Source organism: Brevibacillus porteri (assembly GCF_003013475.1).
GTDB classification, from domain to species: Bacteria; Bacillota; Bacilli; order Brevibacillales; family Brevibacillaceae; genus Brevibacillus; species Brevibacillus porteri.
In genome coordinates this window covers 58,243-73,521 of the sequence record NZ_PXZO01000052.1, presented here as the reverse complement: position 1 = coordinate 73,521, position 15,279 = coordinate 58,243, and the positions used below count along the sequence as shown (strand labels likewise).

The following is a 15,279-nucleotide window of genomic DNA, read 5'->3' as shown; positions in this document are numbered from 1 at the left end:
TATAAGAAGGATAGTTTTTGCCTATCGGGAGGTCTATATGGAGTTACGACAAATTCGTTATGTACTCGCTGTTGCGGAAGAACGCAGTTTTTCTCGGGCAGCCAATCGATTACATTTGGCCCAACCTTCGTTGAGCCAGCAAATTGCGAAGCTGGAGAAAATACTCGGTGTCAGCTTGTTCCATCGCTTGCCGCAGCATGTAGAACTGACTGATGCGGGCCAGCGCTTCATACAGGTGGCGCAAACGCTCGTCGACATGTCAGAGGGCCTAGAGAGGGAAATGCGAGCTTATGCCATAGGAGAAAGCGGCAAATTGCTAGTAGGAAGTCTACCGATTACAGGGGCGTACGTACTGCCAAGGGTGTTGCCTACGTTTACAAAGCAATTTCCCGGTGTCGAGCTGCAATTGATGGAGGAAACGTCGAGTCATTTGGAGCAGCTACTTGTGCGGGGGAAAATTGATGTAAGCCTACTAACGATGCCCATCAGTGATCCGTCTCTGGAAATCATCCCCGCGATCAATGAAGAAATCTTTTTAGCGGTACCGGCCAATCATCCGCTCGCGAAACGAAAAGAAGTCGATCTCGCAGAGGTAGCTGATCAGCCTTTTATCCTGTTAAAAGAAGGACAAGGCTTCCGCACGATTTCGCTCCGGCTCTGTGAGCAGGCGGGATTCCGACCGCGAATCGTGTTTGAGAGCTCGAACATCCAGACAGCTCAGTCACTTGTTGCAGCAGGTATGGGGTTGTCGTTTGCGCCGAAAATGATTACGCTCGCACCTGGAACAATTGAACCACCTACTTATGTGCGGATAAAATCAAAACCTTCTCGCACACTCGTCGTGGCGTATCGAAAGGACAAACCATTGTCACGCCCGGCTGAAGCGTTTGTGCAATGTCTCATCGAGCAGGGTGGAAAAATATAGAGTGATTTCCCGTGCCTGTGGTACACTATTTCCAAATCATTCTGGGAGGAAGATAACATGAGAGAAATTAAGACAGAAGCTGAGTTCGAGCAAGTAATCGCAGCAACCAAGCCAGTCATCGTCAAATTCTTCACGGATTGGTGCCCAGATTGCCATCGCATTGATCCATTTATGCCTGCCGTGGAAGAAAAATACAAAGAACAGCTGGACATGATTGAAGTCAACCGTGACACTCTTCCGGACTTGTCCCAAAAGTACGATATCTTCGGAATTCCGAGCTTTATTGCGTTCCATAATGGAAAAGAACTGGTTCGCTTTGTTAGCAAGCTCGGAAAAAGTCGTGAGGAGATCGAGCATTTCCTGGACCGTGCTATTCAAGTCAGTAAAGGACTCGAGCAATCGTAATTGCATCAACATAGAACAGGGAGATAGACAGAAATGTTATTCATGAAAAAAGAAGGGGAATGGCTCGTTGCTCATTTACGAGACAAAGACGATGCTATCCCGATTGGGAACCTGCTGCGCGAAGAGTGGAAGCTGCCTCGCAAGCAGGTCCATCTTTTATTCCAACACAAAGAAATCCTACTGGATGGCGCACCTGTTGCTCAGCATGTTGCAGGAAAAGCAGGTCAGGAAATTCGCCTGCGGATGTGCAAGCCTGAGCCATTGGGGCTTGATCCGGCTAGTGAAGTTCCCGAGATCTTGTACGAGGATGATCATTTGCTCATCGTGAATAAGCAAGTTGGCCTTCTGTTACATCCAACCGAACGATATCATCATGTGACGTTGGATCATCTCGTGTCGGGGCACTTTTTCCGTACAGGTTTGGAAGCAAAAGTTCGCCATGTCCATCGGCTGGATCAGGATACGTCAGGCGTCGTTCTGTACGCGAAGCATGCGTGGGCCTCTGCACTATTAGATGAAATGCTGCGTGAGCGCACAATCAAGCGTACCTATGTCGCGTATGTTTCGGGACAAATGTCCAAAGAGCGCGGGAAAATCAATGAGCCCATTGGAAAAGACCGGAATCATGGGACGCGCAGAAGGGTTACACCTCACGGCGATCCAGCGATTACCCATTATCAGGTGAAGGAACGCTTTCAAACAGCTACGAAAGTAGAATGTCAATTGGAGACAGGGAGAACCCATCAAATTCGCGTTCACTTCAATCATATTGGGCACCCGCTTTTAGGGGATGAACTGTATGGTGGCAAGCGCGAACTCATTAAGCGACAAGCGCTGCACGCAGCAGTGCTCAAATTTGTGCATCCATTCGGGGGAGAAGTCATCGAAGTCACGGCTCCGTTGCCACTCGATCTGTTTCACTTGGAAAAGAAGCTGAGATAATCGCCATTTGACTACGGACTGAATAAACTGCCAAGGAGGAAACGAGAGAGGGTGGTCTTTTGAAACGACCCATAATCGGCATCTTGACTTGGCGGGAAGGCAAACGCTTTGCAGAGCCAACCTATTTTCGTCGACTACTCAAGGCTGGACAAGAACTAGGCTGTACCGTTTTCTTGTTTTCACCAAACGATGTGCTTGGGGCCGGGAAGCAGGTGAGAGGGTATGTCCCGGGGAGTAATGGCGGTTGGCAAGCAAGGATATTTGACCGTCCAGACGCTGTTTTCGACCGATACCGCTATACACCGTCACAAGCGTTTAAGAACTATGTGGCCTTTCGGCGGACGAGTAATTTTTTGTACGCAAACAATCGCTTGGCAAACAAATGGCGTGTACATGAGGTGCTGCATCGGGACCCCAGAATGCATCGCTGGCTTCCGGAGACACACCTCTACAACCGACAAAGCCTAGTCAACATGCTAGGCAAGCATCCATTGCTCTACGTAAAGCCACTCAATGGAACAGGAGGACGAAACATCTTGTCCATTGAAAAGCGTGGCGATGAACTTCGACTGCTCGGACGGAACAAGCAAAGGGCGAAAGTATCCACAGTAGTAAGAGACAAAGCCGCTGCCCAGAGATGGGTAGATCGATGGACGAGACAGGAGAAATACATCGTTCAGCAAGGACTTCGTTTGCAACTGGTTCCTTCGCGTGCAGTAGACATGCGCCTATTGATTCAAAAGAATGGGCAGGGTGAATGGAGCATTACAGGTCATGGAATTCGCGTGGGTCCAGAACGCAGTGCCACCTCTAATCTGCATGGCGGGGGAAAAGCTATCCCTGTTTCGGTATTTCTCCGACCGAAGTTTGGGGAGGAGCGCACTGCACAGATCGTACATGATTGCGAACAGCTCGCTTTTCAAACAGCGGAAACACTCGAGGATCATTTTGGACGGATGGTTGAATTTGGACTGGATATTGGCATCGATGTAGATGGTCGTGCTTGGCTGATCGAAGTGAATCCCAAACCAGCTCGGGAAATTTTCCGGGAGATGGGGGAAACGGGGCAGTACAAGAATGCCATTACTCGCCCGCTTGAATACGCCATCTACCTTGCAAAAACACAAGGACGCGAAGGTCGCGAGCCACTTTTGAAGAGAAAGGTCGCCAGAGGATAGTGTGGAAGGAGAACAGCGGCAGTCAGGACAACGTCTGAAGTCCTCGTCTGCCGCTGTATTTGTTAGGTGGAGATAGAAAGCGGTAATTGCAATTTACTAGGGATGTCGGGGGCGTAATCGGGTGTATGGATAACAGAAAACGAGTATCCTTCCCGGACGAACGTAAGCTCATGAGCATCCGAATGGAAGAGGACATTACTTTTTTCAAAGCGTCTCCGCACTTTTTGCAGAAACGCTTGGTCAGGTGTTCCAAAAGTGACGTGCATTTTTGGTGGTAACGCTTTCATGGCGATGGGAATCCAAGGTCTATTTTTCCATGTGGCTACAATATGTGCTGTACCCCCGATGACAAAGTTGAAAATTTCGCCATCCTCATAGGTTTTCATGCTTATATTCGATTTTAGCCATTGCGTAAAAACAGGCACACTTTCCACAGGACAGCCCACTTCTCGTAAATATAGAATGTGTAGGGGAGTGGATGGCAGGACGACCTCTTCTGACACATACTCGTGGGCAATAATCTCAAGAAGATTCCCGTCTCCATCCCGGAAATACAGGTTCATCCGTCCTTTTTCTTGATCAATGTCATGCCCATCCTCCCATCGAACAAGCAAAAGACCAGATTCTTTGATCTTTTTCGCTGATTCATGAAATAGGGAATAAGGCACTTGAAAAGCAATATGGGCGGGGGAGATCGGTTCATACACTTCTTCAAAGGTTAAACGAAAATCGGGTGTGACTTGAAACGTAATCTGTTTGTCTGATTGAGATGAAATCGGAAAGCCGAGACGGTCTGCGTAAACCTGGTGTACCCCTTGGATGGACACAGTTTTTAAGGTTAATTTAGAAAAATGCGTGATCACCTGGCATCACCTTTTCCTATAAAAAGATAACATAATATAAATTATGTATACTCATCTGGTTCACACTGTTTCTAGACAATCTTCTCAAATATCTTGAGAGAGGCGAACCATATCTACCACTTGAATCCCGTTTTCGTAAATCTCTTCCTCATAATGCCGCAAGAAAAAGTCTCGATCGATCCAATTCATCCGAAAGCCACACTTTTGATAAAGGGCGAGCTGACCCACGCTAGAATTCCCTGTTCCAACCTCGATCGTCTTATAACCGAGAGATTTGGCTACTTCAATGGAATGAAGAACGAGCTTTTTGCCAATGCCCTTGCCTTGATAGGCCTCATCGACGGCAACATTCACGAGTTCAATCGTATCCGGTCTGGTTGGAATCAAGACGTAGACACCTACGATGCTATCCTCCAGAACAGCGACATAGCATTGACCTCTTTGTAAATAATCTTTCACCAATTTGACAGAGGGGTCAGCCAATAAGAGTAAATCCATTGGTGGTTGTTCCTGTGCGGCAAGCTTGCGAATTTCCATCTGTATTTCTCCTCCGATTCAAGTTGTTACCGGCTTTGGCAATGGAGCTGTTTCATAGTTGACAACCTGGTTATTTTCGTACGTAAAGGAATGCTGACAAGGGTCAGCTTCTTCCAACATGTATGGTAAAAACATGGGAAGGTTTTCTGGGACGCCAGCATTGTCGGGGTCCAAGATCCACGCTAGCTCTTTCCAGTCAAGTATGCCTTCATCCACTACCTGTGGGGTTTGAGAGCGCTCGTAGTCTTCTGGAAGATGAGCGAGAAATGCATACATACCACCCGTTTCCTTTCCATCGACGAGCCAAGAGACAATTCCTTTGTAGCAAGCGGTTTCTAGCAAAATGCCCGTCTCTTCCCGAACCTCGCGAAGAACACTGTCCATTGGAGTCTCTCCGTGCTCTAGTTTACCGCCTACGCCATTCCATAGCCCCATCAACGGTGATTTGTTGCGATTCAGCATGAGGATTCCATTTCTATGTTTGAGAAAGCATATGGTATAGCGATACATGTTATCACTTTCCTTTTTGTTACAGTCAACTTCTTTAACGACCATTGTATCAAATGAGTGGATTCATCAGTAATTTTTATTTGGTTTTCCAAAAGAAGTTTCGTACTATTTCGATATAATAACAAAGATGAGTGGAAGGAAGAATAGGGGGCTCGTTCAAGATGGGAAACAATGAAAAGGTGGAAGGACTAACAATGGAGGAGTGGAAAAAGAAATATCCGCTTCTTGCTAACATGATGGAGACGGATGAAGTTTTCTGGACGAACCCTAGCTATGATGAGATCGCAAAAGCAACTCTCGCTGTTACACCAGAGGAAGTCCAGGATGCAGAAGAACGCTTGCGACGCTTTGGCTCGTTCATTCAAGTGGCTTTTCCCGAGACGAGAGAAGCTGGTGGACTGATCGAGTCCCCACTCGTACCGATAAAAGAGATGAAAAAGCACCTAGAGTCTCGCTTTGCGTCGGATATACAGGGGAATCTCTGGTTAAAATGCGACAGCCATTTGCCTATTGCCGGTTCCATCAAAGCGCGTGGCGGCATCTACGAGGTGCTGGCACATGCAGAAGAATTGGCCCAAAAGCATCAGATGCTGCAACCGGACAATGATTATGCCATTTTGGCTTCGGATGCGCTGCGGGAACTGTTTTCCCGTTATTCCATTGCAGTAGGCTCGACAGGAAATCTCGGTTTGAGCATCGGGATTATCAGTGCTAAGCTTGGTTTTCAAGTCACCGTACACATGTCAGCGGACGCCAAAGCATGGAAAAAGGAATTGCTGCGGGCAAAAGGAGTCCAGGTTGTGGAGTACGCATCGGATTACGGAAAAGCGGTGGAAGAGGGCAGGAAGCAGGCAGAAGCCGATCCGAACTGCTATTTCATCGATGATGAGAACTCTAAGCGATTATTCCTCGGCTATGCAGTAGCAGCAAAACGATTGAAAAGGCAACTAGAGGAACAACAAATAAAAGTAGATCGTGATCATCCGCTGTTCGTCTACCTTCCGTGTGGAGTTGGTGGTGGTCCTGGTGGTGTAGCGTACGGGTTAAAGCTCATTTATGGTGATCATGTTCATTGCTTTTTTGCGGAACCAACTCATTCTCCCTGCATGCTGCTAGGGTTAATGACAGGTCTGCATGACAAGGTCTCCGTTCAAGATTTCGGGATCGACAACAAGACAGAGGCGGATGGTCTGGCAGTTGGTCGACCTTCCCGATTGGTAGGAAAAATGATGGAGGACCTATTGAGTGGCGTGTTTACAGTGGACGACGAGGAGCTATACGCTTTGTTACGTGCCTTGCGCGATCACGAATCCATTCGATTGGAGCCGTCTGCATTGGCTGGCATGCCAGGACCTGCTAGATTGTTTCAGCAGGAGACAGGGCGTCACTATTTGGCGAAGCAAGGTCTAACAGAAAAAATGAAAAAGGCGACTCACATCGTATGGGCGACGGGTGGGAGTATGGTGCCGGAGAAAATCCAGGACGATTCCTATTATGGATAATAGATGAATAAGATGTCAATTATTCGTTTAAAACGATTGAAAATGAGAGCAGGAGTTTGCTTTTTTTACGAGAATTAGTGAGAGACAACCCATTTTTTGCGATTCCGTCCGCTTTGTTGAGACGGTTTTTTTCTGTAAGAAGATTAGGTTTCGATATTTTTGGGCGAGACTGAAATCGAAGGAGGGATAAACGTGGACCAAATACTTCAACTGATCAAAGATTACTGGCCGATTGCGCTAGGTATCATAATCATTATCATGGCTGCCCAATGGGTGGTGCGAAGTATCATTCGAATTATTTCGCTGGCTGCTATTATTGGTGTTGTGCTCGTGTTGTTTTTCCAATTCAGTCCTGAAGAAGTGATCCAAATGGGACGTCAAGCAGCCGTAGCTACACAGGAAGTCGTCGATAAGACGATTACACCCGTCTTGGACAAAGAGCTCAAGGATGCCGATATTTCCTTTAAGGAAGATGGCACCTATGAAGTGAAGACAACGAGTATTCGTATCGTAGGCAAAAAAGGCGAATCCAAAGCGACTGTTTATTACAAGGATGAGGAATGGGAAGTAAATATCGGTCAATTGAGCAAGCTGTTCCAGGATCGACTTGGTAAAGCGGAGCAAGAAAGCAAAACGATGTAGAGATTGAAAAACGCATGGGCCAAAAGGCCTCATGCGTTTTTTGCTGGATAAGCGAGTACTTCCTTTACCCATGTATCTAGCAGATGCTGATAATCTTCGCTCGTTTTGATTCCGGGGGCTGAGGCAAATTGTTTTTCGAGTGGGAGCGTGAGCAGTTTTTTAGCGAATCCCCTATCGGTATCATCTTCTAATACTAAATACACGACATCTTCCAAGGAGCGAAAGCTAGTAACGCTATACTCGCTTTCATTTATCATCGTTTGAAAATGACCGTGCCGATATTGGCAAAGGATGAAAGTGAAATCTAGGTTGTTTATGATTTCTAAAAATCTGTTCAAAAACGCTGGTTCCACCATGATACACTCTAGCCAATGGTATGGATCATGAGAGTGGCTGATGTGGAATTCTGGAATAATTTCGATAAAGTGCTGCTTTCGTTCAGGACTGGCTTTGGCATAGTAAGCATAGTTGAATTTGCGAATGATTTTCTTCAGGTGTTTGAAAGGGATTGCTGTGCCAATAAAAAGTCCGTAATATCGGTTCATTCTGTGCTTCCTTTACGCTTTTGTCATTTTCGGAGCTACACGCAGTCGAGTTGCTTGCTCGTAAGCGTAGGCTAGGCGAAGAAGAGTAGGTTCCTGGAATGCCAATCCGGTCAGCATGATGCCAAATGGCTTGCCCACAGAAGTATAGCCAGCTGGTACCGTAATCGAAGGGTAACCAGCTTTGGCAGGGATAGCATAACCCGTACTGCCGGGGTACAAGAGGGCATCGAGTTCGTGCTCCTTCATAACAGCATCAAGACCTTGTTTCTGTGACATTTCCAAATCGAATAGGCGATTAGCCAGATACTCCGGCTCTGTCAGTGTACCACTTGTTTGCTCGGATTCCTCCAGCAGCTCTTGCCCGTAAAGCAGGGCTTGTTCCTCATGTGCCCGATTAAAAGCAATGACATCCTGTAAGGAGCGGATCGGGGAGGAGGCTGGTAAGGTTTTTAAATACGCATTTACCCCAACCTTGAATTCATGCACGAGAACATGTCTGTCCCACTCGGCATTTTCTGTCGGAATGGATACCGGATCTATGACTGTTGCGCCAGCCTCCTTGAGCTTTTCAATAGCTGCTTCATACAAAGCGATTTCTTCGTTTTCACACTCAGCCAAAAACCTGGAGCGCACAACGCCGATACGTGCACCCCGTAATCCATCTGCATGGAGGTAGGAGAGGTAATCAGTATGTGCTAGCCCCTCGCTTTTTCCAGTCACCGGATCATTTGCATCTATACCAGTAAGCGCACCAAGCAAAATAGCTGCATCTGTCACGGTTCTCGCTATCGGTCCGGCTGTGTCTTGGCTATGGGAAATCGGGATGATACCGGAACGGCTGATTAAGCCAACAGTAGGTTTGATTCCCACGAGTGAATTCTGTTCGGCTGGGTGGAGAATCGACCCGGAAGTCTCAGTACCGACTGCCACAACGGCAAAACCTGCGGCAATACCAGCAGCTGAACCCGAGCTAGACCCGCCGACATCGAGTACACCAGGCCCATATGGGTTCAACACTTGTCCACCACGCGAGCTGTAGCCATCTGGCATGTTATTGGAGACAAAGTTAGCCCATTCCGTCAGATTGGTTTTCCCTAAAAGGACGGCGCCCGCCTCTCGGAGCCTAGTCACAACAAATGCGTCCGCAGAGGCAAACGAATCAGCCAAAGCTAGAGCTCCAGCCGTCGTGTGCATCTTGTCAGATGTCGCAATGTTATCCTTGATCAGTACAGGGATTCCGTGAAGCGGCCCGCGACTGCCTGACACCGCTCGTTCCCGATCCAGAGATTCTGCGATCGCCAGTGCATCTGGATTCAGTTCACAAATGGCATTGATTTGGATGCCTTGTTTATTGTAGGTGGCAATCCGCTGTAAAAAGGCGAGAGTCAGTTCCCGCGAAGTCGTGGTTCCAGCTGTCATGGCAGCTTGCCATTCGAGAATGCTTGTTTGATGAATCAATGACATGATTTATCCCCTTTTTCGAATGATTTGATTTTTATTATAGTACCAAATTCAGGCAAAAGGGAGAAGGGATGGAAAAGGGAGGGAGAGAAGGGTGAGCCTTTTGCCTATAAAAAAACAAGCTGACTCTACGTAAGAATCAGCTTGTTCGGTCGTGTATGCTGTTTAAGCGTTTGATCCAGCAGCTGCTAGCTTTGCTTTTTCTTCTGCTTCTACATAACGGTTGCGAGGGTGCTCGCGGCATTCGTCGGAGCAAGAACGCTTGAATTTTGTCTCACATTCTGGGCAGCAGAAGTGCTGCTTGTTGCAGAATGGGTTGGCGCAGTTGAGATAGCGGTCTTCCACAGTACCGCAGTAGTGACAGCGTCCAATCACGACGTCTTCTTCGGTATGGTTGATCGGAACAGAGATACGCTCGTCAAATACGTAGCATTTTCCATCCCACAGACGCCCTTGGACTTCTGGATCTTTTCCATACGTGACAATTCCGCCCTCAAGGTGGTAAACATTTTCAAAACCTTGTTGCAGCAAGACACCTGTCAGCTTTTCGCAACGAATACCGCCTGTGCAGTAGGTGAGGACTTTTTTATCCTTGAACTGGCTCATGTTTTCACGAATCCACTCAGGGAACTCTCGGGATGAATCCACTTCTGGGCGAATCGCACCACGGAAATGTCCCAAATCGTATTCGTAATAGTTGCGACCGTCAAGGATCACGACGTCTTCTTCCTGCATCATTTCGTGCCATTCTTTTGGGTTCAGATAGGTGCCGACTAGTTCATTCGGATTAACATCTTCCTCCAAACGCCAGGTTACGAGCTCCTGTTTCGGGCGCACAAACATTTTTTTGAATGCATGCTCTTCCGACTCATCTATTTTAAACCACATATCACTAAAACGTGGATCTTTTCGCACATATTCCATGTAGGCGTCGGTTTGTTCAATCGTGCCGGATACGGTTCCATTAATGCCCTCCGGAGCTACGATAATCCGCCCTTTCAGCCCGTTATCCTTGCAAAATTGCAAGTGCTCGGCTGCGTACTCCTCATAATTTTCAATAGGAGTATACTTGTAATACAACAAAATGCGATATGGTTTTTGTACTTGCAAGGTACAATTCCACCTTTCTTTTCAATTGTGATTTTAGATGCAACGGTGATTATATCACATTCCATTGTTATAAGCGCTGAAAAAGAAAGGGATTTGTGAGGTTTTTATGAAAATCGGTGCTTCTTGCTGGAAGTGGACGCATCCTGTACACTATGAATGGTAATCAGCTGAAACGCTATAGAGGAGAGACCATTACATGAACATGACAAATGAGCGCCTGGTTACACAGGTGAAAATTAAAAAGCTCCACCAAGACGCCGTGATCCCTGCGTACGCGAGAGCAATGGACGCGGGCTTTGATCTGGTCGCGGTAGAGGATACATTGATTGCCCCTGGCCAATCTGCAAAAGTTAGAACTGGCTTGGCGTTCGCGCTTCCAGAAGGATTTGAATTGCAAGTGCGCCCTCGCTCGGGGATCAGTGCAAAAACAAAGCTGCGCTTGTCCAATGCACCAGGGACTGTTGATGCAGGCTATCGCGGTGAAGTATGTGTCCTGATCGATAACATTCGAATCGCATCCGGAAAAAGTGGCAAGGTATGTCTGGGCGCTAGCGAAAACGAAGTAACCGTTGAACAAGAAGTCGATGCACATAGCTACTTGATCAAAAAAGGGGACCGGATTGCACAGGGCGTCATTGCAATCGTTCCAGTCGCACAGTTCGAAGTAGTCGATGAGCTGGATGAGACAGAAAGAGGAGCAGGCGGCTTCGGCAGCAGCGGTATCAAGAGCTAGTTCTATCGAGTAAAAATACAAGACCCCTGATCATCAGCCGTGTAAATGGAGGTAAGCTGATACGTCAGGGGTCATTGTTTTGATCAAATCCTCATCCTTTGGCGGATAAAAACTGGTCGATTCTCGAAAGATCGTCAGCTGTCAGCGAACGTCCATCTGCTTTGACGAATACGCAAGGTCCATAGACCCAGTCTAAAAACCCATCTGATGTGATGGGGAAATTGTTGGCTTGTACCCCGCGCGCATCTTCATTCACAACGAGAGAGATTCCCTCCAGATGGTCATCCTCCACTATCTCATAATCTCCACCCACCAGCTCCTGTAGTTCATCCGTCCCAGCGATTTCTCGAACAACTGCATTTTCATGCGGAAGCTTTACGTATACCGTAGTCAATCACAATCACTCCTTCTGACACCCATCATAACGCATCACCAATGAATTGTGCGATAGGGGAGCGGATGCCTGTTGGCGTGTTGGTTATCCTATGGTTGAGAATTGAAGTAACGTCCGTATTGATACTTTCAGCCTGAGGGGACTTGCTGATGATATTCGTGACCGGAAAACTGTATTGGCCAGAAACATTGCCAGCGCCACCCCTATATCCCGCTCTGACCGAGGACGTGAAGTGTGACGTTCTGATCATTGGTGGCGGTGAGGCAGGAGCACTCGTTTCCTATTATTTGAAGCAGCATGATGTGGATGTCATCCTCGTGGATAAACGGCGGGTGAGTGGGGGCAGCAGCAGCGCTAACACCGGTTTGTTGCAAATATGCAACGATAAAACGTTAACAGCCTGTATCCATTCGTTCGGTGAGCAAAAAGGAGTTCGTTTTTACGAACTGACGCGGCAGGCGGTTGATGAATTGGAAAACATCTCTGGGCAGCTAGATCAATCTCCAGATTACATAAGACGTGACAGCTTGTATTATGCCAGTGAACCAGCTGATGCGGAGAGCTTGCGGACAGAGTACCAGTTATTGAGGAAGTTTGGCTTTCCAGTCACCTATTTGGAGCGACCGGATATAGAGAAGCGATTCTCTTTTTCGAGGGCAGGGGCTATTTATTCCAAGGGAGATGCGGAGCTCAATCCGTACAAATTTGCCAACGGTGTGATCGCCCACTCTGTGAAAAAAGGGATGCGGGTATACGAAAACACGGAAGTCGTGCATCAAAAAGTGCAGGACGGAGGGCTTTTGGTCTATACCAATAATGGGCACACAATCAAGTGCAGGCGTGCCGTGTTTGCCACTGGCTACGAAGCACAATCCATGAAGCGCAATGCCAACGCTGTGATTTCCAGCTCGTTTTCCATCGTGACCAATCAAGTCGAAGCGCTTACGGGTTGGCCGCATGCATGTTTAATCTGGGAAACAGCCCGTCCCTATTTATATATCCGTACTTGTTCGGAAGGGAGAATCATTGTCGGAGGACTGGATGAGCCGTTGAACGACTTACAAAAGAAGGAGGCTTCCAGTCTGAAAAAGCGGGATCATTTGCTCGCAAAGATTCAAGAGTTATTTCCAGAGATTCCAATGCGAGCTGAATATTATTGGGGAGCGACTTTTGTCGATACCCATGACGGACTCCCGCTTTTTGGGGAGCAGAAAGGCTATCCGCATTGCTTGTTCACACTAGGCTACGGTGGGAACGGAACCGTCTATTCGACCATCGGCGCGCAAATTATCAGTGATCTGATTACCAAAGGAAGTCATTCGGACGCCGATCTTTTTGCTTTTGACCGGATAAAATATGCCAGTGTAACAGTCTGATCGAAAAAGCTTTCCCATTCAACGGGAAGGCTTATTTTTTTGAAAATGTCAGAACGGGCGGGCCCAAATTTGTTGGATGGGCAAGTAACATTTGAACGTGGCCTACCTGCCTAGCATAGGGTAGATGGAAATATCGTTGACAGGAGTAAAAAGGCAGGTATAATTTTCAATAACAGAGTATTCCGAGTAAAATACTATAGATTAGAAGAGGAGTGAAGGTGAGCTGTATGAAAACCACGAAAGGCAAGGTCCAGACGATCCTGCAACGCGTAGGAATTGTTGCTATGGCAGCTGCTATGGCAGGCTGCTCGGCTGCTGCACCAGCAGAAACAGGTAATGGAGCTGCGGGCAGCAACTCTACGGTAGAGCTGCTCAATGTTTCCTACGATCCGACGCGAGAGTTTTACCAAGATATCAACAAGGAGTTTGCCTCAGAGTGGCAACAAAAGACTGGTCAAACCGTGACGATCAAGCAATCACATGGCGGTTCAGGCAAGCAATCCCGCTCCGTCATCGATGGTTTGGAAGCAGATGTAGTCACCCTTGCCCTCGCTTATGATATTGACGCGATTGCCGAACGCGGTCTGATTCCTGCCGATTGGCAAAAGAAGCTCTCGGACAACAGCTCGCCTTACACCTCCACGATTGTGTTTCTCGTGCGCAAAGGCAATCCGAAGCAAATCAAAGATTGGGATGATTTGATCAAGCCTGGTATATCCGTGATTACACCGAATCCGAAAACGTCTGGGGGAGCCAGATGGAATTACTTGGCTGCCTGGGGTTATGCCTTGAAGACAAATGGCAGGGATGAAGCGAAGGCACAAGAATTCGTTGCACAATTGTTTAAAAATGTACCCGTCCTCGATTCTGGGGCACGTGGTTCGACCACTACGTTTGTCGAGCGTGGCATTGGGGATGTGCTAATTGCATGGGAAAACGAAGCGTATCTCGCTGTCAATGAACTAGGGAAAGACAAGTTTGAGATTGTGAATCCGTCCTTGAGCATTTTGGCTGAACCACCTGTAACCATCGTTGACAAATACGCTGACAAGCACAAGACAAAAGAAGTAGCAGAAGCATACCTCCAGTTCCTGTATACCAAAAAAGGCCAAGAGCTCGCAGCCAAGCATTACTACCGCCCTCGTTCGCAGGAAGTGCTCCAAGCACATACACCGGCATTCCCTGACATCCAATTATTTACCATCGATGAGTTATTTGGTGGTTGGACGAAAGCACAAAAGACTCATTTTGCAGATCAAGGCGTCTTCGATCAACTTTATAAACCATAGACGTACACTTTCCTCAGAGGAGTTACCTTCATGAGAAAATCATTCCGCAACAGAGGGTTTTTGCCAGGCTTTGGCATGACCATGGGCTATACAATCATCTACCTGAGTCTTCTGGTGCTGATCCCTCTGTCTGTCTTGTTTTTAAAGGCTTCGGCGATGAGTTGGGAGCAATTCATAGGGACGATTATGGATACGAGGGTCCTTGCCTCTATTCGTGTGAGTATTATGACTTCTCTTTTCGCGGCTTGTCTCAATGCGGTGTTTGGTGTCTTGGTAGCATGGGTGTTGGTACGCTATCAGTTTGCGGGGAAGCGGATCATTGACGGCATAGTTGACCTGCCATTTGCTTTACCTACCGCGGTAGGCGGGATTGCCCTGACTTCTATTTACGCTGAAAATGGCTGGATCGGGCAGTACCTGGCGGAGTGGGGGATCAAGGTAGCGTACACTCCCATCGGTATATGGGTTGCACTGACATTCATCGGTCTTCCTTTTGTCGTCAGAACGGTCCAGCCTGTGTTGCAGGATTGGGATTTGCAAATGGAGGAAGCGGCAGCTACGTTGGGAGCTACTCGATGGAATACATTTTGGCGGGTGGTTTTGCCGCATCTGTTACCGGCGATCATTACGGGTTTTGCGCTCGCCTTTGCTAGAGCACTGGGTGAGTATGGCTCCGTTGTTTTCATCTCCGGGAACATGCCGTTGAAAACAGAAATTGTGCCCCTCTTGATTATGACCAAGCTGGAACAGTTTGACTATGCGGGCGCTACGGCAATTGCAACGGTCATGCTAGTGATTTCCTTTGTCATGCTGTTGGTCATCAACTACTTGCAATGGAAAATCAATAAATTCGATGCGGCCCGTTAG

General features: G+C 47.6%; 17 protein-coding genes. 10 read left to right on the top strand and 7 right to left on the bottom strand.

Features of this window, described 5'->3' with window-relative positions; genetic code table 11:
* Positions 1-37: 37 nt before the first annotated feature.
* From C7R92_RS24365 to C7R92_RS24350, 4 genes are read left to right on the top strand one after another with little or no spacing between them, the layout of a single operon-like run.
* The gene (locus C7R92_RS24365) at positions 38-925 is read left to right on the top strand and encodes a LysR family transcriptional regulator (protein ID WP_106835951.1); all 888 of its coding nucleotides are present in this window, start codon (positions 38-40) and stop codon (positions 923-925) included.
* 57 nt (positions 926-982) lie between these two features.
* Positions 983-1,330 carry a thioredoxin family protein gene (locus C7R92_RS24360; protein ID WP_106835950.1) on the top strand — a complete coding sequence of 116 codons (348 nt, stop codon included), beginning with the start codon at positions 983-985 and terminating at the stop codon, positions 1,328-1,330.
* 33 nt (positions 1,331-1,363) lie between these two features.
* On the top strand, positions 1,364-2,272 hold the full coding sequence (locus C7R92_RS24355; RefSeq protein ID WP_106835949.1) for an RluA family pseudouridine synthase: 909 nt from the start codon (positions 1,364-1,366) through the stop codon (positions 2,270-2,272).
* 59 nt (positions 2,273-2,331) lie between these two features.
* Positions 2,332-3,450 carry a YheC/YheD family endospore coat-associated protein gene (locus tag C7R92_RS24350; protein WP_106835948.1) on the top strand — a complete coding sequence of 373 codons (1,119 nt, stop codon included), beginning with the start codon at positions 2,332-2,334 and terminating at the stop codon, positions 3,448-3,450.
* A gap of 62 nt (positions 3,451-3,512) precedes the next feature.
* On the opposite strand, the gene C7R92_RS24345 is transcribed toward C7R92_RS24350, so the two are convergent.
* From C7R92_RS24345 to C7R92_RS24335, 3 genes are all read right to left on the bottom strand, one after another.
* Positions 3,513-4,313, bottom strand: a complete 801-nt coding sequence (locus C7R92_RS24345) for a VOC family protein (RefSeq protein ID WP_106835947.1) — start codon at positions 4,311-4,313, stop codon at positions 3,513-3,515.
* Positions 4,314-4,397: 84 nt separating this feature from the next.
* Entirely contained in the window at positions 4,398-4,850 is a 453-nt protein-coding gene (locus C7R92_RS24340; RefSeq protein WP_106835946.1) for a GNAT family N-acetyltransferase, read from the bottom strand.
* Between the two features lie 18 nt (positions 4,851-4,868).
* The gene (locus tag C7R92_RS24335; protein ID WP_106835945.1) at positions 4,869-5,360 is read right to left on the bottom strand and encodes an NUDIX hydrolase; all 492 of its coding nucleotides are present in this window, start codon (positions 5,358-5,360) and stop codon (positions 4,869-4,871) included.
* A gap of 161 nt (positions 5,361-5,521) precedes the next feature.
* Between C7R92_RS24335 and C7R92_RS24330 the strand changes: the two genes are divergently transcribed.
* Both C7R92_RS24330 and C7R92_RS24325 read left to right on the top strand, forming a co-directional pair.
* A complete protein-coding gene (locus C7R92_RS24330; protein ID WP_106835944.1) occupies positions 5,522-6,862 on the top strand; it encodes a D-serine ammonia-lyase in 1,341 nt (446 codons plus the stop codon).
* 192 nt (positions 6,863-7,054) lie between these two features.
* Positions 7,055-7,504 (top strand): hypothetical protein, encoded by a 450-nt coding sequence (locus tag C7R92_RS24325; RefSeq protein ID WP_017248186.1) that lies wholly within the window; start codon positions 7,055-7,057, stop codon positions 7,502-7,504.
* Between the two features lie 29 nt (positions 7,505-7,533).
* Here C7R92_RS24325 and C7R92_RS24320 read toward each other — a convergent pair whose 3' ends face one another.
* From C7R92_RS24320 to trhO, 3 genes are all read right to left on the bottom strand, one after another.
* Positions 7,534-8,049, bottom strand: a complete 516-nt coding sequence (locus C7R92_RS24320; RefSeq protein ID WP_106835943.1) for a hypothetical protein — start codon at positions 8,047-8,049, stop codon at positions 7,534-7,536.
* A gap of 12 nt (positions 8,050-8,061) precedes the next feature.
* A complete protein-coding gene (locus C7R92_RS24315; RefSeq protein ID WP_106835942.1) occupies positions 8,062-9,513 on the bottom strand; it encodes an amidase family protein in 1,452 nt (483 codons plus the stop codon).
* Between the two features lie 162 nt (positions 9,514-9,675).
* Positions 9,676-10,620 (bottom strand): oxygen-dependent tRNA uridine(34) hydroxylase TrhO, encoded by a 945-nt coding sequence (gene trhO / locus C7R92_RS24310; protein WP_069845274.1) that lies wholly within the window; start codon positions 10,618-10,620, stop codon positions 9,676-9,678.
* Positions 10,621-10,816: 196 nt separating this feature from the next.
* Here trhO and C7R92_RS24305 point away from each other — a divergent pair, with 196 nt between their 5' ends.
* Positions 10,817-11,353, top strand: coding sequence for a dUTP diphosphatase (locus C7R92_RS24305; RefSeq protein ID WP_106835941.1), 537 nt, complete (start codon positions 10,817-10,819; stop codon positions 11,351-11,353).
* 91 nt (positions 11,354-11,444) lie between these two features.
* Here the strand turns inward: C7R92_RS24305 and C7R92_RS24300 are convergent, their stop codons facing one another.
* A complete protein-coding gene (locus C7R92_RS24300; RefSeq protein ID WP_106835940.1) occupies positions 11,445-11,747 on the bottom strand; it encodes a DUF3846 domain-containing protein in 303 nt (100 codons plus the stop codon).
* A gap of 149 nt (positions 11,748-11,896) precedes the next feature.
* Between C7R92_RS24300 and C7R92_RS24295 the strand changes: the two genes are divergently transcribed.
* The 3 genes from C7R92_RS24295 to cysT all read left to right on the top strand — a co-directional run bounded on the left by C7R92_RS24295 (position 11,897) and on the right by cysT (position 15,279).
* On the top strand, positions 11,897-13,123 hold the full coding sequence (locus C7R92_RS24295) for an NAD(P)/FAD-dependent oxidoreductase (RefSeq protein ID WP_106835939.1): 1,227 nt from the start codon (positions 11,897-11,899) through the stop codon (positions 13,121-13,123).
* A gap of 296 nt (positions 13,124-13,419) precedes the next feature.
* Positions 13,420-14,412 carry a sulfate ABC transporter substrate-binding protein gene (locus C7R92_RS24290; protein WP_412678989.1) on the top strand — a complete coding sequence of 331 codons (993 nt, stop codon included), beginning with the start codon at positions 13,420-13,422 and terminating at the stop codon, positions 14,410-14,412.
* 30 nt (positions 14,413-14,442) lie between these two features.
* Positions 14,443-15,279: a sulfate ABC transporter permease subunit CysT gene (gene cysT / locus C7R92_RS32615; RefSeq protein ID WP_173621636.1), complete on the top strand. Its 837-nt coding sequence runs from the start codon at positions 14,443-14,445 to the stop codon at positions 15,277-15,279.